Here is a 21,822-nt window from a genome sequence, read left to right on the forward strand (position 1 = left end):
GCGTACTTTACGGATTCGCTGCCGTCTTGGCAAGTGGTTTTTTGAGAAAGTTATCGAAAACGTTAGGTAAGCGTCACACGAGCATAACGTTTCTTACCTGCCTGGATAACGTAGGCGCTACCCGTAGCTAACATCGTGTCTTGGGCAACAACATCCCCATCGACTTTCACACTACCGTTTTTCAACATGTCTTTGGCTTGCGCACTGTTCTTGGTGAGACCAGAGCGATTGAGTACTGCCGCGATAGGCGCCTGCTCATTACCTTCGAAATCTACTTCTACTTCAGGTAGGTCTTCCGGCAACTCACCTTCCGCTAGCTGATTACCCGCCGACTTGTGTGCATTGGCGGCAGCTTCATCGCCGTGGTAACGGGCAATAAGCTCACGGGCTAGCTCCATTTTCACGTCACGCGGATTAGCCCCCGCCTCAACGCTCTGCTTGAGCGCATCGATCTCTTCGTTGGATTTCAAAGAGAGCAGCTCAAAGTAACGCCACATTAAGCTATCGGGCATAGACACTAGCTTATTGAACATAGAGCCCGGCGCTTCATCGACACCAACATAGTTGCCCAACGACTTGGACATTTTCTGCACGCCGTCCAGGCCTTCGAGCAGCGGCATGGTGATCACGACCTGAGGCTCTTGGCCGAAGTGCTTTTGAATTTCTCGGCCCATCAACAGGTTAAATTTCTGATCGGTCCCACCTAACTCAACATCCGCCTCAAGCGCGACTGAGTCGTAGCCTTGGACGAGCGGGTAGAGAAACTCGTGGATCGCGATAGATTGGTTAGCTTTATAACGCTTTTCAAAGTCATCACGCTCAAGCATCCGCGCGACCGTGCTTTGCGCTGCCAACTCAATCATTTTAGCGGCGCTTAATTCACCAAACCATTCGGCGTTAAAGCGCACCTCGGTCTTTTCGGGATCGAGGATTTTAAACACCTGCTCTTTATAGGTTTCAGCGTTGGCTTTTACGTCGGCCTCGGTGAGCGGTTTACGAGTAACGTTTTTGCCAGTGGGGTCACCGATACGACCAGTGAAATCCCCGATCAAGAAAATAACGGTGTGCCCGAGATCCTGGAACTGGCGCATTTTCGTCAGCAGCACACTATGCCCAAGGTGCAAATCAGGTGCTGTCGGATCAAACCCTGCTTTAATACGCAGCTTACGGCCAGACGCCAGCTTTTTCTTCAGCTCATCCTCTACCAGGATTTCATGCGTGCCTCGCGACAGTAGCGCTAACGCCTGATCCACCTCACTCATTGCCTCTCTCTCCATGTAATATGTGCCATATAGGCGTCAGATATCGAATAACCGGCGATGTTACCATGCCCTATCGCCTTGGTTGAGCCTTCACTACGTTTTGGATGAGCCGCTTTATGAAAACGCCCCACCCTACCTTACCGTCGTACTATGTTGGCTTAATGTCGGGCACCAGCCTGGACGGCATTGATGCGGCGTTGGTCGCTATAACGCCGCACTCGCCACCGGAGCTCATTGCTACGCATGCGTCGCCCATGCCTCAGTCGCTTCATAACCTACTGCTGAACTTGTGTCATGCCGAGCAAGTGAGCTTTGCTGAGCTGGCAGCGGCCGAAACCGAATTTTGCCAGCTACAGGCAAACGCTGTGAAAGCACTGCTGGCTCAGCAACAGGTCTCAGCAGCGCAAATTAGTGCTATTGGTAGCCATGGACAAACAATCGAGCATGCTCCCAGCGGCCACCACGGCGGCCCTGCCTATACACTACAGCTGGACAATCCCAGCCTGTTGGCCGAATTAACCGGCTGCACGGTGGTGGCTGATTTTCGCCGACGAGACTTAGCCGCTGGTGGTCAAGCAGCGCCGCTGGCACCAGCATTTCATCAAGCCCTTTTTGGTCGCCAGACAAGCGAGCAGCTTGTTTTAAACCTAGGAGGCTTTGCGAATCTGACGTGGCTACCCAGCGATACCAGCATTCCTGCCATTGGCTTTGATACAGGACCCGCTAATGTGCTGTTAGATGCTTGGTTCTCAAAACATCACGACGGACGCTTTGACCAAAATGGCACCTGGGCCTCTCGCGGACAGGTCGATCAAGCGCTACTAAAACGCCTGCTTAGCGAGCCTTTTTTTCATCAACCGCCGCCGCGCAGCACCGGGCGCGAACTATTCCACTTGGCCTGGTTAGAAAACAAGCTAACGGGCAATGAAACTGCTTGCGATGTGCAAACTACGTTAGCGGAACTGACCGCGATAAGCGTTGCCCAGGGTATTCAACAATTGCCCGCGACCCACGATAGCATGACCTTAATTGCTTGCGGCGGCGGTGCACATAACAGCTATTTAATGGCGAGGCTAGCGGCGCATTTGCCCCATGCGACGTTTAAGTCTCCCGCCGACTTAGGCTGGCCCGAAGACTGGATTGAAGCAGGCGCTTTTGCCTGGCTTGCCCATCAACGTTTACACGATCTGCCCGGCAACTTACCTTCTGTCACTGGCGCCAGTGGCCCGAGAGTTCTGGGTGGCATTTACGCCTGCTGATTGACACCAACGCTCCCCATGGCGGGTAGATTAAGTCAACGGCTAACACCATCAGCACGTATCATAGGTGGAAGCCCAGCAGAAAGGTGCTGATTAGATGCATTCTGCTTTGCCGAGAACACCAGCAGTTCGGTAATATCCACCTCTCTTTTCCCAGCAGTGGTAAGGTGCTTGAGTATGACAGACATCGCGCTTCCCGAGTCACTCGCCCAGGCCCACGAACGCCTGAGTAACGCATTAAAAAAGGCTGAACGCCCACTCGATAGCGCAACGCTGCTAGCCGTTAGTAAAACAAAGCCCGCTTCCATGATTCGCCAAGCCTGGCAGCATGGTCAGCGTGAATTCGGCGAAAACTATCTGCAAGAAGCCCTGGAAAAACAAGTCGAACTGGCCGACTTAGACGGTATTGTGTGGCATTTTATTGGCCCACTACAGTCCAACAAAACCCGCGCAGTGGCAGAAAGCTTCGCTTGGGTACATAGCGTTGACCGCTTAAAAATTGCCAAACGGCTTAGCGAACAACGCCCGGAACACTTACCGCCACTCAACATTTGTTTGCAGGTCAATATTAGCCGCGAGGCTTCAAAGTCGGGCGTCATGCCCGATGAGGTAATGGCACTAGCGAAAGAAGTGGCCGCCCTGCCACGGCTGTGTCTACGTGGACTCATGGCGATTCCGGCCCCGGCCAACAGCCTTGCAGAACAGCGGGCGCCGCTTGCGGCCTTGCGACAACTTTTGGAAACCCTTCAGACAGCGCTCCCGGATGCCCCTCTGGATACGCTATCGATGGGGATGAGCGACGATTTAGAAGCCGCTGTTTTAGAGGGCGCAACGCTGGTACGTTTAGGAACGGCGATTTTTGGCGCACGCACCACTCAACACGCGACTCAGTAACACTGCTAATTGAAGAGCGTAAAGACGACTGACAGCCCATGCTGCCCGATGCAGCTTTTTTACCCAATAAGGATACCCACATGGCGAGCAAGATTACCTTCATTGGCGCAGGCAATATGGCCAGCGCCATTATCGGCGGCCTCATCGATAGTGGCGTGTCTCCTAGCGACATCACGGCCACCGCACCTAATGAAAGCGAGTTAACGCCTTTAGCAGCACGTTTAGGAATTAACACAAACACCGATAATAACGCCGCCGTCGAAGACGCCGACGTGGTCGTACTCGCGGTAAAACCCCAGATTATGCGCAGCGTATGCGAAGCGATGCGGGATAACGTACAACAGCAATCACCGCTGATTATTTCGATCGCGGCAGGTCTCGATGCAGCCACCATTGATCAATGGCTAGGCGGTAATAATGCGTTAGTTCGTTGCATGCCCAACACGCCTGCATTGGTTGGTATCGGTGCCAGCGGCTTATATGCCAATAGCGCGGTGAGCGAGGAGCAACGCACGCTAGCAACACAGCTTATGGAAGCGGTTGGCATTGTGGAGTGGGTTGAAGAAGAGGGCCTGCTTGATGCGGTAACTGCGGTATCAGGCAGTGCGCCAGCTTACTTCTTTCTAATGTTTGAGGCGATGGAAGAAGCCGCTGTCAAACTAGGCTTGCCTGCCGCCACGGCGCGACGCTTGGCCATTCAAACGGCGCTAGGTGCCGCCACTATGGCCCAGCGCAGTGACAAAGACCCGGCCACACTTAAACAAAATGTTATGTCACCAGGCGGCACAACAGAACGCGCGATTCAGCACATGGAAGATGCGCAACTACGCGCCACCATCGCCGACGCCATGCAGGCCTGTGCCCAGCGCGCAGAAGCAATGTCCAAGGAACTTAGCGCCAACTAAATACGTAACTTTGCAACGGAGAGGCCGCAATGGGTAGTCAAGTGGGCAGTGCCGGGTTAATGCTTGTTAACTCGTTAATCAATATTTATTTATTCTTACTGATGCTGCGCTTTTTGCTGCAGGCATCGCGGGCAGATTATTACAACCCGCTTAGCCAATCAGTGGTTAAAATTACCCAGCCTGTTGTAGGGCTATTTCAGGGCTTCTTAGGTCCCGTCGCTGGGCGCTTTGACCTTGCCACGCTGGCCGCGGGTTTTGTGCTGAAAGTGGTTAGCATGCTGGCAATTTTCATGGTGATTGGCGTTGGCATGCCGCCCATTCCAGGACTACTGATTGCGGGCATTGCGGCACTGGCTAACGCCATATTAAAGATCTATTTCTTTGCCATGATTGTGATGATTATTCTGAGCTGGGTCGCCCCGAATGCTAGCCACCCAGGTGCTTTGCTGGTCATGCAGCTAGTCGAGCCCATTATGGCGCCTGTTCGGAAAGTCATTCCGCCACTCGGCATGATCGATTTATCACCCATCGTGGTGTTTATTGCGATTAATTTGGTGGATGGCTTAGTAGTGGGGGCTTTGATCCGCGCTGCGGGTATCTCTGGCGCACTGGTTGGGCTGTAACCGCGCAATATTCCCCAGGGCCTCTTTTTAGCAGGATTTATTTTTTGCAGGACTAGCGCTTTCGATGCCTGATTCAGACACTCTCACTTTCGTTGACCGGCCGGCGGACTCCGTTGGCCTCGTCACCCCCCATGTAGCGAAATTTGATACGCCGCTGCCGCTTGCTTGTGGCAAGGTGCTGCCTGAGTACGAGCTTATCTACGAAACCTACGGCACGTTAAACGCTGAGCGTAGTAACGCTGTGTTGATCTGCCATGCGTTATCGGGACACCACCACGCAGCGGGCTATCACGGTGACGAAGACCGCAAACCTGGCTGGTGGGATGCTCATATCGGCCCCGGAAAATCTATCGATACCAACCGTTTTTTTGTGGTATCGCTAAACAATCTGGGCGGCTGCCATGGCAGCACAGGCCCTGTTAGCCACAACCCTGAAACCGGCCGCCAGTGGGGGCCTGATTTCCCCATGGTCACTGTCAGTGACTGGGTAGCCAGCCAAGCGCGCCTAGCCGATCAACTAGGCATTGAGCGCTGGGCCGCAGCAGTGGGCGGTAGCCTGGGTGGTATGCAGGTGCTTCAGTGGACAATGACTTACCCTGAACGTGTCGCCAATGCGGTAGTGATTGCCGCCACCCCCCGGCTTTCCGCCCAGAATATTGCCTTTAACGAAGTGGCTCGTCAGGCGATTCGCTCTGACCCTGAATTCTTCGACGGTTGGTATGCAGAGCACGACACGGTCCCCAAGCGTGGTTTGAAACTGGCACGCATGGTGGGCCACATCACCTACCTCTCCGAAGATGCAATGGGCAGTAAGTTTGGCCGCGATTTGCGCAGCAACGATTTGAACTTTGGGTTTGATGTCGAGTTCCAGGTTGAGTCTTATCTGCGCTATCAGGGCGATACCTTCTCCACCGCCTTTGACGCTAACACCTACCTGTTAATGACCAAGGCCCTTGACTACTTCGATCCCGCAGCCACTCAAGCAGGCGACCTAGCCAGCGCACTAGCACCAGCAAAGTGCCCTTTTCTGGTTGTTAGTTTTACCACTGACTGGCGTTTCCCACCTTCTCGCTCTCGAGAACTCGTCGACGCGCTCACCCGCGCTGGCAAATCGGTTAGCTATGCCAATATCGACTCTCCTCACGGGCATGATGCCTTCTTACTGCCCGAGCCACGTTACCACGCTCTGTTCAGCGCATTTATGACTCGCATCGCCCGAGAGCTGAATATCGAAGAAACAGCCAGGGAGGAGACCCTGTAATGCGTGCGGATCTTGAACTGATTTACGACTGGGTGCCCCAAGGGGCTCACGTGCTGGATTTAGCCTGCGGTGATGGTGCTCTGCTTGAGCGCTTAGCACAGGAGAAAAATGTTACCGGCTACGGTTTAGAGATCGACCCCGACGGTATTACCCAGTGTGTCGCCAGGGGCGTGAACGTTATTGAGCATAACCTGGATGATGGCCTGGGTAGTTTCTGCGACAACAGCTATGATCAAGTCATTATGACCCAAGCGCTTCAGGCACTACGTCGCCCGGATAAAATGCTTGATGAAATGTTACGTGTCGCCGAGGAAGGCATTATCACCTTTCCTAATTTTGCTTATTGGCGTCACCGAATTCATCTTGGCCTACGTGGCTATATGCCGGTCTCTAAATCGCTACCCCATGCCTGGTATGACACACCCAACATCCACCTTTCTACCTTTAACGACTTCGAGCATTTGTGCCGTGAAAAAGGGTTGGTAATTGTGGATCGCGCGGTAGGGGTTGGCGATCACAAAGGGCACTGGACATCCAAGTGGTGGCCCAACTTGTTCGGTGAAATTGCTATTTTTAGAGTGCGCCGTCGCTAATTTATTTTACGTTAACTCGCCATATCGACCCATAAGAGGAGACCTGCCATGGTTTATCGAGCGTTACGCAGAACAACCCTGCTTACTACGCTGCTTTGCTCACTGCTCCTCGCCACACAAGCGGTAGCTGAGCAGCTGGTACGGATAGGCGACTATGAGATCCATTACAGTGCTGTGGCCACCAGCTTCCTCACCCCTGAAGTTGCCCAAGCGCACGGAATTCAGCGCAGTGCAGGTCTCGGATTGGTTAATGTAAGCGTACGCGAACGCCAAGAGGACGGCAGCACCCGTGCCGTTAACGCTAGCGTACAAGGCCACGTGACAGGCCTCACCGACGCCCAAGAGTCGCTAAGCTTTCGTACTGTGCACGATGGTGATGCCACTTATCACTTGGCCACCTTCGCCCTGCGCCACGACGAGCCCACACGTTTTAACTTGGACGTTCGCTACGACCGCAATGCCAGTCCCGAGCGGGTCAGTTTTATTCAGCGTTTTTATATCGAGCGTTAAATTCGCACCGGTAGCGGTCGTGCTAATCGCACCGCTACCGGCGCTCCTGCCTGCCAATCTAGCGTAATACCGTAAGCCAACACCTCAACCCCAGCATCTACTGCTGCGGCTAGCGCCGCCGCATAGATGGGATCGATATGGGCCGCTGGGGCTACATCGTGAATACCTTCATGGGCGACACAAAACAGCAGCACGGCCCTTTCGCCCAGCTCGGCCAGCGCGGTTAATGTATGCAAATGCTTGGTGCCCCTCACGCTGACCGAATCAGGAAAATAACCATGTCCATCGGCTTCTTTAAGGGTGACCTGCTTAACTTCAATAAAAACCTCGCCCTTATCAGGATCACTCAGCCGGAAATCGAGCCTTGCGTCACTGATCTTCACTTCCCGCTTGAGCGTTTGATAGCCTGCCAATGGCGCAATATCACCGGCTAAAATGGCCTCCTCCACGATGCGGTTGGCGCGGCCAGTGTGGACAGAAGCCAGCGCCAAGGCACCCTCTGACTGTGGCAACTCAATCCATTCCCAGGTCCAGGCCAGCTTGCGCTTGGGATTATCACTCCGTGACAGCCACACTCGACAACCGGGCACATTCACCGCCTTCATTGAGCCCGTGTTGGGGCAATGGGCGACGACTTCCTCGCCACCCTCCAGCCTTACATCGGCTAAAAAGCGTTTATAACGACGCAGCAACACCCCAGATACCAACTCAGGATAGGTCGTCATAGTCGACTCACGAAACGGCCAATGCGCTCTACGGCCTCCTGCAACCGTTCAACGCTGTTAGTAAAGGCAATGCGCACATGGTGTTCGCCGCCCTCCAGCGCAAAATCAATGCCCGGAGTAATTGCCACGTTCTCCTCGACCAGCAACCGCTCACAGAATGCCTGGCTATCTCGGCTGTAATGGGAAATATCCAACCACAGATAAAAAGCCCCTTGAGGTGGCAGGTCCGGGGCAAGCCCCAACTGCGCTAGCCCATCCAACAACACTTGGCGTCGCTGCTTGAGCGTCGATCTACGCGCTTCCAAAATATCTCGACACTCTGGAGTGAAAGCGGCCAACGCCGCATGCTGGGAAGGCGTAGGCGCGGCAAGGAAGACGTTTTGCGCCAGCCTAGTAAGCGGCTCGACGGCATGTTCAGGCGCCACCAACCAGCCCAAGCGCCAGCCTGTCATGCCGAAATATTTAGAGAAACTGTTCACCACGAAGGCTTGATCGGAAAGCGATGTCGCCGATAGTGGTGCATCGTCATAATTCAAGCCTTGGTAAATCTCATCGACAATCACGTCACCGCCTTTCGCAGCTACCGTGTTGATGACCGCGTTTAGCGCCTCAGCGCCTAACGTATGTCCCGTAGGGTTAGACGGGGAAGCCAGCATGGCTAAACTCGTTTTAGCTTGCCAGTGCTGTTCAATTAACGGCGCCGTTAACTGCCAACCGCTTTGGCGCCCTACGGGAATGGCATCAATGTCTGCGCCAGCTAGGGCCATAAAGTGACGATTACACGGATAGTTGGGATCGGCCATCAAAACACGGTCGCCTTCTTCGACCAGTAATTGGCTAGCCAGCAGCAGCGCTCCAGAGGCCCCTGGCGTTACCAAAATACGTGAGGGGTCAACGGTGGCGTTAAAATGCTCGGCGTAATGTCTTGAAATCGCCTCCCGCAGCGACGCTAGGCCTGCCGCAGGTGTATAGCGCGTTTTGCCTGTTGCCAACGCTTGCTGGCCTGCTGCTACAATCGGTGCCGGCGTCGCGAAATCAGGTTCGCCGACCTCTAGGTGAATCACATCGTGGCCTTCGGCCTCTCGAGCCTGGGCCATTTCCAATAGATGCATCACGCGAAAAGGTGCAACGTGATTTACACGTGAATTCCAAGCCATAACGGTTCCTTCACTAAATGGTAGAGAAATCATGACGCAGGTCGTTGAAGAGGCAAGACCATGGTCGAAAATGCGCCATTATGCTTGCATAGCGCGCATTTTTCAGCTAAACAAGCATCCCTTTGGCGTGAGATCGTGACACACACTCATGGTCGATCAGCAGTCACATACGTAAGGGGCACTCCCATGCCAGTAGCGGAAAAGAAACCGGAAGCGTCCAAGTCCTTCACCCCGTATGAGCCAGCACCGGGCGAAGAGTATATGAACGAGAAGCAGCTCGCGCACTTCCGCCAGCTCCTTCTAGACTGGAAACAAGATCTCATGGAAGAGGTGGATCGTACCGTACGCCACCTACAGGAAGACGCTAATAACTACGCTGACCCCGCTGACCGCGCTACTCAAGAAGAGGGCTTCAGCCTGGAGCTGCGTACTCGGGATCGCGAACGCAAGTTGCTGAAAAAGATTAACGAAACCATCGAAAAAATCGATGAAGACGACTACGGCTTTTGTGAAGCCTGCGGCGTTGAAATCGGCATTCGCCGCCTTGAAGCCCGCCCCACGGCAACGCTGTGCGTGGACTGTAAAACGCTGGCAGAGCTTAAAGAGAAACAGCTCGGTGGCTAACCATCGGCGCGCATACGCTACAAGCTGCTAGTTTGTTACAAGCTAAAGCGTCCAACGGGCACCCTTGAGGTGCCCGTTTTTGTTTGTCATCTTGTATTTATCGCTGTACTTATCATCGTAGTTAATCGCTGGCGCTATTTGAACAATTGATTCGGGCTGTCATGACCCATACCACGCACTACCGAGGACGTTTCGCTCCTACACCGTCAGGGCCACTGCATCTTGGCTCGCTAGTAGCCGCCCTAGGCAGCTATTTAGACGCCCGCGCTGTTGGCGGGCAGTGGCTGGTGCGCATTGAGGATATCGACCCGCCCCGCTGCCCTGAAGGCTCTGCTGATACAATTCTGCGTCAGCTTGACGCCTTTGGGCTTCATTGGGATGAAGAAATCCGCTGGCAATGCCACCGTGATGAGGCTTATCAGCAGGCGCTCGATCAACTGGCTGCCCAAGGCTTGGCTTATCCATGTAGCTGTTCGAGAAAGCAGTGGCAAGCGTTTTCAATCTATCCTGGCTGGTGCCGCGAGAGCGTTCGTGATGCCACAAAGCCGGTGGCCTGGCGGCTGCGCAGCGATCTGGCAAAGCGCCCTATTACTTGGCAGGATCGGCTTTTTGGTTTCCAACAGTTCGACCCTGCCGTTTTGGGGGATGTTGTGCTTAAACGCAAAGATCAGCTTTGGGCCTATCAGCTCGCCGTCGTAGTGGATGATGCCGATCAAGGCATTACCGATATTGTGCGCGGTTATGACCTGCTGGATAACACGCCCTGGCAAGGCCAGTTGCAGCAAGCGCTTGGCTTATCAACTCCCCGCTATCTACATTTACCGCTCGTGGTTACTCAAGAGGGTCAAAAGCTTTCTAAGCAAAATCTGGCCCCTGCATTAGCCGAAGACGCCGACGGCATTCGCCAACAGCTGTTTCAAGCACTGCGACTACTCGATCAGGCCCCACCTGACACGTTGGTTCAAGAGCCACCCGAAACACAACTAAACTGGGCAATAGCACACTGGTCTGTTGAAAAGCTTGTCGCTACCACCCACCGCCGCTATCAATCAGAGTTTTAATATGTACGTTTATCGCATACTGCTGTTCTTGGTGTTTGGCGGCTATTTGCTTTCGCCGTTACTGATGGACGGCTGGGGAGATCCAAGCGTTGCCTGGTATCGCCCATTTGCTATTTGGGGCGGTCTGATCGCGCTAACGCTATGGCTTGAGCAAAAAAGGAAGTTAGATGAGCGTTGAGCTTTTAGGAGTAGTACTGCTGGGCCTAGGCTATCTTGCCTTACTGTTTGCCTGCGGCATGGCCGTTGAGCGTGGCTGGGTGCCCGTGCGCATTACGCGCCACCCTATTGTGTACACCCTGGCGCTGGGCGTATACGCCAGCGCGTGGGCAATCTATGGCAGTGTGGAGCTTGCGGCGAAAGCAGGCTTTGGCTACCTGGCATATTACCTCGGTGCAGCCGGGGCTTTTCTGCTGGCCCCCGTACTGCTTGTGCCCATACAACGCATTACTCGTACCTACCAGCTCTCTTCACTCGCGGATCTATTTGCGTTTCGCTACCGATCCCGCTGGGCAGGCACTCTGGTAACGCTGATCAGCCTGCTAGCCGTGATGCCGCTGCTGGGCATCCAGGTGCAAACCTTAAGCGATGCGGTCTACTTGCTCACCGGCAGCCGCTATAGCGCGGCGGCCACCCTGCTGTTTTGCGGTGTGATCGCAGGCTGTGCAGTGTTGTTTGGCGCACGCCACAGCCATCGACATCGTCACGATACGCTACTCAGCGTGATTGCTTTTGAATCGATCATTAAACTACTGGCGATGCTTGGGCTAGGTGCCATTGCACTGTGGTGGGTATTTGATGGGCCTCACGGATTACAGCAGTGGTTAGAAGGGCCTGGAGCCGCAGCCCAAGCCGCAACGCCGCAATTTGAAGCCCCCCAATGGCGCACGCTGCTACTGCTGTTCTTTGCGGCCGCGTTCATGATGCCGCACCTGTTTCAGATTACCTTTGCAGAAAGCCTTTCTCGCCACACCCTGCTCCAAGCCAGTTGGACATTACCGCTATTTTTGCTACTGATGGCACTGCCAGTACCGTTGATTTGGTGGGCTGCACAATCGACAAACGAGACGGTTCCAGTCGCAGCCTACGCCGCCTTCTTGATGTCAGAACATTGGTGGGTGGGAGCGCTAGCCTTCATTGGCGGCCTTGCCGCCGCCAGTGGCACCATGATGATGATCGCGCTGGCTCTTTCAGGCATGGTGCTAAACCACGTGGTGCTAGTGGCTCGCCCCCCGGAGGCGCGTAGCGATTTATACGGCTGGCTGCTCTGGCTACGTCGCGGTTTAGTCGTCGCTGTAATTGCGGGCGGGTGGCTATTTGCTGAAAGCGTCGGTCGCTACCATTCGCTAACAAACTTGGGGCTCGCTGCATTTGTAGGCATGGCACAGTGCCTGCCTGGCATGCTGGCGTTGTTATACTGGCCCGGTGCGAACCGCAAGGGCATGATCGCCGGGCTAATGAGCGGCATCATCATTTGGCTGTGGGGCCTATGGTTGCCGCTTTTGCTTGATCTCCCCACACTCTCGCTGCCCCTCACTCCCCTGATGTCTGCGGATGCGCCCATTTGGTATAACGTTACGCTTGTTTCTTTAGCGGTGAATATTTTACTGCTTCTCATTGTGTCGTTATTTACCCGCATCTCAGAAGGCGAACGCTCTGCGGCTGAAGCATGCTCCGTAGATGCGGTCATTCGTTCAAAACGCCTACCACTGGAAGCAGCTACGGCGGGAGACTTCCCTACTTATCTTGCCCAAGCGTTGGGCGATGAAGCTGCCAGCCGTGAAGTTGACCGCGCACTGGCAGCGCTAAACCTGACACCTCAGGAGCGCCGCCCCTATGCACTGCGCCGCCTGCGCGACCGAATCCAGGCGAACCTATCCGGTTTAATGGGGCCTTCAGTTGCGCGAGATATTGTTGATCGTTACTTGCCCTACCGCCACGACGACGCACCGGTCACTGACGATATTCATTTTGTTGAAAGCCGCCTTGAAGCTTACCGCTCTAGGCTCACTGGGCTGGCTCGGGAACTGGATGGCTTGCGCCGCCATCACCGGCAAACGCTAGCCTACTTGCCCGTAGGCTTGTGCGTGCTAGGCGACGATGATGAGCTGTTAATGTGGAATGAGGCGCTTTCATCACTCTCCGGGATTAGCGGCGATAGCGTGATTGGCTCACGCCGAGATAGCCTGCCCCCACCCTGGCCCAATTTACTCGGTAGCGTACTCAACGCCAGCCATACGCCGTTGTATAAACAAGCCGTGTCACTACATGGCAAGGATTACTTCCTCACCCTTCACAAAGCAGTGTTAAGCGGACACGACAGCCGTGGCGGCAGCGTGATTTTGGTAGAAGACCATACTGAAATGAAGTGGCTAGAAGAGGAACTTGTCCACGCAGCGCGCTTGGCATCCATAGGGCAACTTGCGGCAGGCGTGGCACATGAAATAGGCAACCCTATCACGGGCATTTCGTCACTGGCCCAAAACTTGCGCTACGATACCGATGACCCAGCGCTACTGGAAACGGCTAACCAAATTCAACAGTTAACCCAACGAGTCACCAAGATTGTTAACTCGCTGGTCGGTTTTGCCCACGGTGGCCGTCAAACCCTGCCACTGCCGGCATCCCCCGCCTCGCTCTCTACCGTTAGCGAAGACGCGCTGCACTTGATCCATTTAGCGCGCTCGGGGGAGGATGTAAGCTTTACCAATGACTGTCCGGATGACATCGTGGTGCGTGGCGATGCTCAGCGATTAACCCAGGTCATGGTCAACTTACTGAGCAATGCCAAAGACGCTTGCGACGCTCAGGGCACGGTTCATATTGAAGCAGGCAAACAGGCAAGCCATGCTTGGTGGCGAGTCACCGATGATGGCCACGGCATTGACCCAAGCGTGAAGCATCGCCTTTTCGAGCCCTTCACCACGACCAAGCCTGCGGGTCAAGGAACGGGGCTTGGGCTCTCGTTGGCCTACCAAATTATCAATGAGCACCAAGGCAAAATAGAGGTTGCGTCACCACCTCCAGGAAAGCCTCGCGGCACTGCCATCACGCTTTGGCTACCGCTTTACCAACAGGATGATCACCTACCTCATGCCCAGGATACTGATTGTTGAAGATGAAGCGATTATTCGCAGCGCTTTAAAGCGTTTACTCGAACGTCACAGCTATACCGTCAGCGAAGCGGGCAGCGCAGAAGAAGCACGTGAGCTGGCGCCTAGCGAGTTTGATCTAGTCATTAGCGACCTGCGACTGCCAGGTGATCCTGGCACCGCCCTAATTGAGGCCGCAGCACCCGCGCCGGTACTGATAATGACCAGCTATGCCAGCATGCGCTCGGCAGTCGACGCGCTTAAGCAAGGGGCTGTGGACTATGTTGCTAAACCATTTGATCACACCGAGCTTTTAGAAACCGTCGAACGCATTCTGCATAAGCAGTCGATGCAGCAAGGCACACCTCCGGATATCACCGATGAAGGAGGTGGGCGTCAAACGATGATCGGCAATTGCACGGCTATGCAGCAGGTTTACACGCGCATTCGCAAAACAGCCCCGGCAGACGTTACCGTGCTAATTCAAGGAGAATCCGGCACAGGCAAAGAGCTCGTTGCCCGGGCCATTCATCAGCAAAGCAAACGCGCCAAAGCACCGCTGATTTGTGTGAACTGCGCGGCAATACCTGAGACGCTGATCGAGTCAGAGCTTTTTGGCCATGAGAAAGGAGCGTTTACCGGCGCTAGCGCTGCCCGAACCGGGTTAGTGGAAGCCGCCGACGGTGGCACCCTGTTTTTAGATGAAATCGGCGAGTTACCACTGGATGCCCAAGCGCGGCTGTTACGCGTACTTCAGGAAGGTGAAATCCGCAAAATTGGCTCCGTCGAAACACGCCATGTGGACGTGCGCCTGATCGCCGCCACCCACAGAGACTTGCGCGCTCTGTCTAAAAGCGGGGAATTCCGACTAGATCTCTACTATCGCCTCAACGTTATGCAGATTGAATTGCCACCGCTGCGCGACCGTGAAGAAGACGTATTGAAGATAGCCGATATTCTGTTAGATAAAGCCTGCAAACGTCATGATCGCCAAGGGCTTCGTTTGTCACGGGCTTCCCGACAGGACCTACGCGACTACCCTTGGCCTGGTAACGTACGCGAGCTTGAGAATGCACTGGAGAGGGGCGTAATTCTAGCCGAGGGGCATTTGATTCACCCTGACGACCTAGGCCTTGGCCCTGTTACCAACCGACCTCACTCTTCTGCAGGTAACAGCTCCGCATTAGCCAATGAATCATCAGCGCCAAGTGGCGATGACGACGACCTCTCTCTTGAGGACTATTTTCAGCATTTTGTGCTGGAACATCAGGATCAAATGAGTGAAACCGAGTTAGCCCAAAAGCTGGGAATTAGCCGTAAAAATTTATGGGAGCGGCGCCAGCGCCTAGGCATCCCACGTAAAAAAACCGCACGCCGCCCCAATTAGGTGGCGGCAATACCTATGATTAGCCATTCACCACCTCGCCTTCTACGACTAACGTCCAATAGATTGATTTGCATAAGAAATATCCAAAACCTTCCCATCAGCCACTGTTACCTTCCCACACAACACGCCCCAGAAATCCCTTAAAAACGGGTAACACTATGCGTTGCGATTAGTTCCCTGGCATAGCCAATAAATTCCAAGCCCATGAAAATAAAAGAATAAAAAATGGGTGGCACAGCAAGTGCAATATTACTGGGCAAGAAGAACAAAATGGGCAGCGCGGACGTCGCTAACAAAAACAACATGACACCGCCCCAACCTGAGCCAAAACAAAAACAACAGGGCTAGGCAGAGATCATAGTACTAACAAGAACAACAGGCTTGAGTCTCACGACTTGCTAGCGCTAAGCAGAATAGGCGCAGCGAACAATAACAACAGTCAGCAAGTGCCCAAAAAAGGACGCGACGTACACAAAGAATCTGCTCCCAAACAAAAACAACAGCAGCATGTGTGTACACCCCGGAACCAATAACAACACGCCGGGAGAAAAAGTTCGCGGTTGGATTATTGTTTTGAATACGAGGCGGTCGGAATCAGACTGGTTCTCACGCCTACCGACTGCGGTGCGTATTCAGAGCGATGTGCCATCATGAAGAAAAACAACAGCATGGACGCTGATTGTCTGCTTTATAGGGGAGGCTCTTGTAGCCTCCCCTTTCCGCGTTTAAAGCAGTCGTCTTTTACAAACCCTGCTCCAGTGCTTTGCAAGCCTCAAGGGGTCGGCTACACTCAGCAACTTACCGCTAACCTTGCGGTCATTTTTTCGCTACGTTTCTCGATACTGTTTTCGATACCCTGCGAGTCGATATCGCCGCATGTTTAAAGGATTTACCCGTTTATTACATAGCCCGGGAGAGCACTTGAAATCCCTGCTCGATTCCCCAGAGAGCGCCGCCGATGCGCTCAGTCCCCGTATTATTCCGCGCTCCGAGCACCCTGTTTCTCGTCAGCAAATCAGCGAGGCCGCGTTAAAGGTACTCTATCGCCTTAATGGCGCTGGATTTGATGCCTTCCTGGTTGGCGGCTGCATTCGTGATGCATTGCTGGGCAAAATGCCGAAAGATTTCGACGTTGCCACGAATGCAACGCCGGAACAGGTGCGCGATCTGTTTCGCAATTCGCGGCTGATTGGTCGGCGTTTTCGCATTGTGCATGTGCGCTTTGGTCGCGAAGTCATTGAAGTTACCACTTTCCGCGGCAAGCCTCAGGACGAGCACGGCGATCATATCGCCCAGCAGTCTGACGATGGCCTGCTATTGCGAGACAATGTGTGGGGCAACATCGAAGAAGACGCTCTACGCCGCGACTTCACCGTGAATGCGCTTTACTACAATATCGCTGACTTCACGATTCATGACTTTGCCAACGGCGCGCGTGATATTGAGTCACGTACGCTGCGACTGATTGGCGACCCCGTTACCCGCTATCGGGAAGACCCTGTACGTATGCTGCGTGCGGTGCGCTTTGCGGCCAAGCTCGATTTCACCATCGAGCCAGCCACTGAAGAGCCGATGTACGATCTGGCGCCGCTGTTACTGCAAATTCCTCCCGCCCGTTTGTTTGATGAAGTACTCAAGCTATTCATGTCGGGGCACGGCTTAATTACTTTCCGCTTACTGAGCCATTACAACTTGTTTGGCATGCTGTTCCCCGAAGCGGAAGAAGCCATGGCGGATGCTGCTTGGGCCGAAGATCTGATTGAACAAGCGCTCACTAACACCGATAAGCGCATTGCGGAAGGACGGCCAGTGACGCCAGCCTTCCTGCTAGCCGCCTTTTTGTGGGCACCAGTGGCACACCGTCAAGCCGAGCTTGAGCGCGAAGGCATGCCCGCAATTCCAGCGCTGCAAACTGCTGCCCAGCAGGTAGTCACTCGTCAGTTACAGCATATTTCGATTCCCAAACGCTTTGGCATGCCCATGCGCGATATTTGGGAACTACAGGCACGCCTTCCTCTGCGCCGTGGCAAACGGGCATTTCAAACCCGCGAACACCCACGCTTCCGAGCCGCCTACGATTTGCTGCTGTTGCGTGAACAAGCAGGTGAAATACCGCGTGGCTTAGGCGATTGGTGGAATGCCTTCCAGCAAGGTGATGAGCACGAGCAACTTCGGCTGCTGCAAAAAGTGGGAAGTGATCCGGCAAGCCAGGGGGACCGTCGACGTAAAAAACGACGCAAACCACGCAAAACAGAGCAGTAAGAGCACAATGTCACTTGCTTATATTGGCCTAGGTAGCAATCTGGATGACCCTGTCAGCCAGGTTCGCCAAGCCTTACGAGAACTGGACACCCTGCCTCTTTGCCAGTTGGTGGCTCAGTCGTCCCTATACGCTACACGGCCAATAGGGCCACAAGACCAGCCTGACTTTATTAACGCCGTGGCCGCCCTTGAAACTACGCTTTCTCCGCTGGCACTACTGGACCAGCTTCAAGGGCTAGAGCAACGCCACCGCCGTCGGCGATTACGTCACTGGGGGCCGCGCACGCTGGATTTAGATCTGCTGCTTTACGATCAAACCACGATCGCGCGCCCTAGGCTTCAGGTTCCTCATCCCCATATGCATGAACGCGCCTTTGTATTAGCGCCTCTTGAAGAACTGGTGTCTGCTACTCAATTAGAGCCAATAGTGCTTTATCAACAGCCGCTTGCTGAGTGGCTGAAGCAGCTTGAGCAAAGCGGGATACAACGGTTAGACAATCCAAATGCTACCGTGACTGCTACCGTCTGACACAAATCTCGACACCAAGCCCCCATTCAGGTAACAATTGCCAGTTACGCCACTTCACGCTTGCAAGGATGCAACGTTAATAATGGTCGGCTGCCCACGTTGCATCGGCCCACTTAGAAACTACGAGAGCACGCCATGAAAACCGTCACCCTGAGCACTCTGCAGGCGTATAAGCGCGCCGGCGAAACGTTCAGTTGCCTGACCGCTTACGATGCCTCTTTTGCCCATGCCGCCAGCGCTGCAGGCGTTGATGTTCTGCTAGTCGGCGATTCCCTAGGCATGGTCTTACAAGGGCACACTAGTACGCTTCCTGTGACTATGGAAGATATTTGCTACCACACACGCTGCACGGCGCGTGGCAAAGGCCATAGCCTGTTGATGGTGGACTTGCCGTTTATGAGCAACGCCACCACGGAACGCATGCTAGAAGATTCTGCCGCATTGATGCGTGCTGGCGCTGAACTGGTAAAAGTCGAAGGCGAAGCATGGATGGCCGACGGTATCCGTGAGATGACCCGCCGCGGCGTTCCGGTATGCGCCCACCTCGGGTTAACACCGCAAACGGTCTACCAGCTAGGTGGTTATAAAGTGCAAGGCCGCGAAGCTGCCCAGGCCGAACAAATTATCAATGATGCCAAAGTGCTCGTTGAGGCAGGTGCTTCCGTAATTTTGCTGGAGTGTGTGCCAGCAAGCCTGGGTAAAGCAGTAACTGAAGCCTTAGACGTCCCAGTGATTGGTATCGGCGCAGGCCCTGATACCGATGGCCAAATTCTAGTCATGCACGACGTGCTAGGCGTTACTCATGGCCGCACGCCGCGCTTCGTCAAGAATTTCATGGCGGATGCTGAAAGCATTCAAAGTGCATTTTCACACTACCATGAAGCGGTTAAAACCCGTACTTTCCCAGCCGCTGAGCACTGTTTTTAAGCGCCAACTGGAACGACCACGACCCCTTTATGCGCACTTTACGAGATATCAACGAATTACGCAGCACGCTCCGCGAATACCGCCAGCGTGGCCAACGCATTGCCTTAGTGCCCACCATGGGCAACCTGCATCAAGGCCACTTGGCGCTTGTGGCCAATGCTCGTCAGCACGCTGACGTCGTCATTTCAAGCCTGTTCGTGAACCCCATGCAGTTCGGTCCCGGGGAAGACCTGGACGCCTACCCACGCACGTTCGAGGCAGACCAAGCGCAGTTGACCGATGCTGGCTGCGATATTCTGTTCGCCCCCACCGTCAGCGCGCTTTACCCCAATGGCCTGTCTGCCCAGACCCTCGTGCATGTCCCCGACGTAGGCGAAGGGTTGTGCGGAGGCTCGCGCCCCGGGCACTTTGATGGCGTTTCTACCGTGGTCAGCATGCTATTTAATCTGGTGCAGCCGGATGTGGCTTGCTTCGGTGAAAAAGATTACCAGCAACTTGCGGTCATTCGTAAGCTGGTGAGTGATCTACACATGCCTATCGAGATTATCGGCGTACCGATTGTGCGCGCCGATGACGGCCTAGCGCTCTCCTCTCGTAATGGTTATTTAAGTGCGTCTGAGCGCGCAAAAGCCCCCATGCTATATCGCACCTTATGCGAGCTACGCGATGCGTTAGAGCGCGGCACCCCCGCCGAAGAGGTACTACAACAGGGTAAAACGGCACTGTATGATGCTGGCTTTAGGCCTGATTACCTTGAGCTACGTGACGCAACGCTTGCTCCTGTGGGCAGCTCGACACGCAGTGCCGTGCTACTAGCGGCGGCTAAGCTAGGCCCCGCTCGACTTATTGACAACATCAGCGTGCAGCTCCCAGACGCTGCCACTGACACTAGCGCGTAAGCTAGTTTCGCTATTTAGGAGTTTCTATGCACACGATTATGCTGAAAGCCAAGCTGCATATGGCTCGCGTTACCCACGCGGTACTCAATTACGAAGGTTCCTGTGCTATCGACGGGGAATTGCTGGATATGGCCGGTATTCGCGAAAACGAGCAAATCCAGATCTATAACGTGGAAAACGGCGAGCGCTTCACTACCTACGCGATTCGTGGAGAAGAAGGCTCTCGGCTAATTTCCATCAATGGTGCAGCCGCGCATTTAGCCTCACCGGAACACCGGATCATTATTTGTAGTTACGCTCACTACTCTGAAGCAGAACTTGAAAAGCATCAGCCAGCGCTTGTCTATCTGCAAGAAGGCAATCACGTTAGCCACACCAGTAATGCGATTCCTGTTCAATTAGCGTAAGCCAAGCAGTTGAGTAAGCAGCTATTTAACGGGCCGTTTTACGGCCCGTTTTTATTTGCCTAAAAAAGCGTATTGCCGCAATGCACAACCTTCCCCTATGCTGATAGATAAGTTCGACACAACATGCTAACAACAATGGAGAGTCCGCTTCCCCTGAAGCCTCTGTCCTCACTCGGAACGTTGCGTTACTTACCCAAGGAGTCATCATATGCAAGACGTGGTTATTGTCGCCGCTCGCCGCACCGCCGTAGGAAGCTTTGGTGGATCACTCGCTGGCATTCCTGCTAGCGATTTAGGTGCATTGGTTATTAAAGACATTCTCGCCGCTACCGGCGTTGCCCCAGAGCAAATTGATGAAGTGTTGCTAGGCCAAGTGCTGACCGCTGGCGTAGGCCAAAACCCTGCGCGCCAGGCGGCTATCAAAGCTGGTCTGCCTGATGCCGTTCCAGCCATGACGATCAACAAGGTATGTGGCTCAGGCCTCAAGGCCCTGCACTTGGCTACCCAAGCCATCCGTTGCGGTGACGCCAGCGTTATTCTGGCAGGTGGACAGGAAAACATGTCTGCGTCCCCGCATATCCTGCCTAACTCGCGTAACGGTCAGCGCATGGGCGACTGGAAAGCGATTGATTCCATGGTTCACGACGGCCTGTGGGATGCATTCAACAACTATCACATGGGTATTACCGCGGAAAACCTGGCGGATAAATACAGTATCACTCGCGAAGCGATGGACGAGTTCGCGGCGGCCTCGCAACAAAAAGCTGCGCAAGCTATCAGAGATGGTAAATTCAAAGGCCAGATCGTTCCTGTGGAAATCCCGCAGCGCAAAGGCGATCCAGTGGTGTTTGATACGGATGAGAACCCGCGGGAAGTTACCGCTGAGAAGCTAGGTGGAATGCGCCCCGCGTTCAAGAAAGACGGCACCGTTACCGCCGGTAACGCCTCATCCTTAAACGATGGCGCTGCCGTGGTGATGCTTTGCTCAGCAGAAAAAGCCAAAGAACTTGGCTTAGAGCCACTGGCACGTATTGCCGCTTACTCTAACGCTGGCGTTGACCCGGCAATTATGGGCATTGGCCCAGCCCCAGCCACCCGCCGCTGCCTCGAAAAAGCGGGCTGGAGCCTGGACGACCTGGACCTAGTAGAAGCTAACGAAGCATTCGCTGCTCAGGCGCTTTCAGTCAACAAAGAGTTGGGCTGGGATGTCAGCAAAGTGAATGTGAATGGCGGTGCTATTGCACTAGGCCACCCGATCGGTGCTTCTGGCTGCCGCATCTTGGTCAGCCTACTGCATGAAATGATTGCGCGTGATGCTAAGAAAGGCCTGGCCACCCTGTGTATCGGCGGCGGTCAAGGTGTTGCACTGGCGATTGAACGTCCCTAAGCCCTACGTTTAGTGCGCTTAAACGCCATGCCCCCGCTACTAAGAGCGGGGGCATTTTTTA

Annotated in this window: 21 protein-coding genes and 1 pseudogene; 18 read left to right on the forward strand and 4 right to left on the reverse strand. The window is 54.3% G+C overall.

Annotation, left to right across the window (positions count from 1 at the left end):
- Window positions 1-62: 62 nt before the first annotated feature.
- On the reverse strand, window positions 63-1,262 hold the full coding sequence (gene tyrS / locus INT19_RS09945; RefSeq protein WP_089039896.1) for a tyrosine--tRNA ligase: 1,200 nt from the start codon (window positions 1,260-1,262) through the stop codon (window positions 63-65).
- Window positions 1,263-1,378: 116 nt separating this feature from the next.
- On the opposite strand from tyrS, the gene INT19_RS09950 reads away from it, so the two are divergent.
- Window positions 1,379-2,521, forward strand: coding sequence for an anhydro-N-acetylmuramic acid kinase (locus tag INT19_RS09950; RefSeq protein WP_193060625.1), 1,143 nt, complete (start codon window positions 1,379-1,381; stop codon window positions 2,519-2,521).
- Window positions 2,522-2,559: 38 nt separating this feature from the next.
- On the opposite strand, the pseudogene INT19_RS09955 reads toward INT19_RS09950, so the two are convergent.
- Window positions 2,560-2,664 (reverse strand): annotated as a pseudogene (locus tag INT19_RS09955) (twitching motility protein PilT); the annotation flags it as partial.
- Window positions 2,665-2,698: 34 nt separating this feature from the next.
- Here INT19_RS09955 and INT19_RS09960 point away from each other — a divergent pair.
- The 6 genes from INT19_RS09960 to INT19_RS09985 all read left to right on the forward strand — a co-directional run bounded on the left by INT19_RS09960 (window position 2,699) and on the right by INT19_RS09985 (window position 7,307).
- Window positions 2,699-3,415, forward strand: a complete 717-nt coding sequence (locus INT19_RS09960) for a YggS family pyridoxal phosphate-dependent enzyme (RefSeq protein ID WP_193060626.1) — start codon at window positions 2,699-2,701, stop codon at window positions 3,413-3,415.
- A gap of 80 nt (window positions 3,416-3,495) precedes the next feature.
- The gene (gene proC, locus INT19_RS09965; protein WP_193060627.1) at window positions 3,496-4,320 is read left to right on the forward strand and encodes a pyrroline-5-carboxylate reductase; all 825 of its coding nucleotides are present in this window, start codon (window positions 3,496-3,498) and stop codon (window positions 4,318-4,320) included.
- 29 nt (window positions 4,321-4,349) lie between these two features.
- On the forward strand, window positions 4,350-4,943 hold the full coding sequence (locus tag INT19_RS09970; protein ID WP_089039900.1) for a YggT family protein: 594 nt from the start codon (window positions 4,350-4,352) through the stop codon (window positions 4,941-4,943).
- A gap of 64 nt (window positions 4,944-5,007) precedes the next feature.
- Entirely contained in the window at window positions 5,008-6,204 is a 1,197-nt protein-coding gene (metX, locus tag INT19_RS09975; RefSeq protein ID WP_193060628.1) for a homoserine O-succinyltransferase MetX, read from the forward strand.
- Complete coding sequence (gene metW, locus INT19_RS09980) at window positions 6,204-6,797, forward strand: methionine biosynthesis protein MetW (RefSeq protein WP_038480763.1); 594 nt, start codon at window positions 6,204-6,206, stop codon at window positions 6,795-6,797. Before metX ends, metW begins: the two co-directional genes overlap by 1 nt.
- Before the next feature lie 48 nt (window positions 6,798-6,845).
- Entirely contained in the window at window positions 6,846-7,307 is a 462-nt protein-coding gene (locus INT19_RS09985; protein WP_089039902.1) for a DUF4426 domain-containing protein, read from the forward strand.
- Here INT19_RS09985 and sfsA read toward each other — a convergent pair.
- Together sfsA and INT19_RS09995 are read right to left on the reverse strand one after the other, a co-directional pair.
- Window positions 7,304-8,032 (reverse strand): DNA/RNA nuclease SfsA, encoded by a 729-nt coding sequence (gene sfsA / locus INT19_RS09990; protein WP_193060629.1) that lies wholly within the window; start codon window positions 8,030-8,032, stop codon window positions 7,304-7,306. The genes INT19_RS09985 and sfsA overlap by 4 nt on opposite strands.
- Entirely contained in the window at window positions 8,029-9,189 is a 1,161-nt protein-coding gene (locus INT19_RS09995; protein WP_089039904.1) for an aminotransferase class I/II-fold pyridoxal phosphate-dependent enzyme, read from the reverse strand. The genes sfsA and INT19_RS09995 overlap by 4 nt, the downstream gene beginning before the upstream one ends.
- A gap of 186 nt (window positions 9,190-9,375) precedes the next feature.
- Between INT19_RS09995 and dksA the strand changes: the two genes are divergently transcribed.
- From dksA to INT19_RS10050, 11 genes are all read left to right on the forward strand, one after another.
- Window positions 9,376-9,813: an RNA polymerase-binding protein DksA gene (gene dksA / locus INT19_RS10000; protein WP_009723720.1), complete on the forward strand. Its 438-nt coding sequence runs from the start codon at window positions 9,376-9,378 to the stop codon at window positions 9,811-9,813.
- A 161-nt stretch (window positions 9,814-9,974) separates the two neighbouring features.
- Entirely contained in the window at window positions 9,975-10,874 is a 900-nt protein-coding gene (gene gluQRS, locus INT19_RS10005; RefSeq protein ID WP_193060630.1) for a tRNA glutamyl-Q(34) synthetase GluQRS, read from the forward strand.
- A gap of 1 nt (window position 10,875) precedes the next feature.
- The gene (locus INT19_RS10010; RefSeq protein WP_009723722.1) at window positions 10,876-11,052 is read left to right on the forward strand and encodes a hypothetical protein; all 177 of its coding nucleotides are present in this window, start codon (window positions 10,876-10,878) and stop codon (window positions 11,050-11,052) included.
- Window positions 11,042-13,987, forward strand: coding sequence for an ATP-binding protein (locus INT19_RS10015; RefSeq protein WP_193060631.1), 2,946 nt, complete (start codon window positions 11,042-11,044; stop codon window positions 13,985-13,987). The genes INT19_RS10010 and INT19_RS10015 overlap by 11 nt, the downstream gene beginning before the upstream one ends.
- Window positions 13,965-15,350 (forward strand): sigma-54-dependent transcriptional regulator, encoded by a 1,386-nt coding sequence (locus INT19_RS10020; RefSeq protein ID WP_089039907.1) that lies wholly within the window; start codon window positions 13,965-13,967, stop codon window positions 15,348-15,350. Before INT19_RS10015 ends, INT19_RS10020 begins: the two co-directional genes overlap by 23 nt.
- Window positions 15,351-16,226: 876 nt before the next feature.
- Window positions 16,227-17,612, forward strand: a complete 1,386-nt coding sequence (pcnB, locus tag INT19_RS10025) for a polynucleotide adenylyltransferase PcnB (RefSeq protein WP_038480742.1) — start codon at window positions 16,227-16,229, stop codon at window positions 17,610-17,612.
- Window positions 17,613-17,619: 7 nt separating this feature from the next.
- Window positions 17,620-18,141 (forward strand): 2-amino-4-hydroxy-6-hydroxymethyldihydropteridine diphosphokinase, encoded by a 522-nt coding sequence (gene folK / locus INT19_RS10030; protein WP_193060632.1) that lies wholly within the window; start codon window positions 17,620-17,622, stop codon window positions 18,139-18,141.
- A 135-nt stretch (window positions 18,142-18,276) separates the two neighbouring features.
- Window positions 18,277-19,068 (forward strand): 3-methyl-2-oxobutanoate hydroxymethyltransferase, encoded by a 792-nt coding sequence (gene panB, locus INT19_RS10035; protein WP_089039909.1) that lies wholly within the window; start codon window positions 18,277-18,279, stop codon window positions 19,066-19,068.
- Between the two features lie 29 nt (window positions 19,069-19,097).
- A complete protein-coding gene (gene panC / locus INT19_RS10040; protein WP_193060633.1) occupies window positions 19,098-19,967 on the forward strand; it encodes a pantoate--beta-alanine ligase in 870 nt (289 codons plus the stop codon).
- 26 nt (window positions 19,968-19,993) lie between these two features.
- Window positions 19,994-20,374 (forward strand): aspartate 1-decarboxylase, encoded by a 381-nt coding sequence (panD, locus tag INT19_RS10045; protein WP_089039911.1) that lies wholly within the window; start codon window positions 19,994-19,996, stop codon window positions 20,372-20,374.
- Between the two features lie 208 nt (window positions 20,375-20,582).
- Window positions 20,583-21,761, forward strand: a complete 1,179-nt coding sequence (locus INT19_RS10050) for an acetyl-CoA C-acetyltransferase (RefSeq protein ID WP_193060634.1) — start codon at window positions 20,583-20,585, stop codon at window positions 21,759-21,761.
- Window positions 21,762-21,822 lie beyond the last annotated feature (61 nt).

The organism is Halomonas sp. 3A7M, from assembly GCF_014897875.1.
In the GTDB taxonomy this organism is placed as follows: domain Bacteria; phylum Pseudomonadota; class Gammaproteobacteria; order Pseudomonadales; family Halomonadaceae; genus Vreelandella.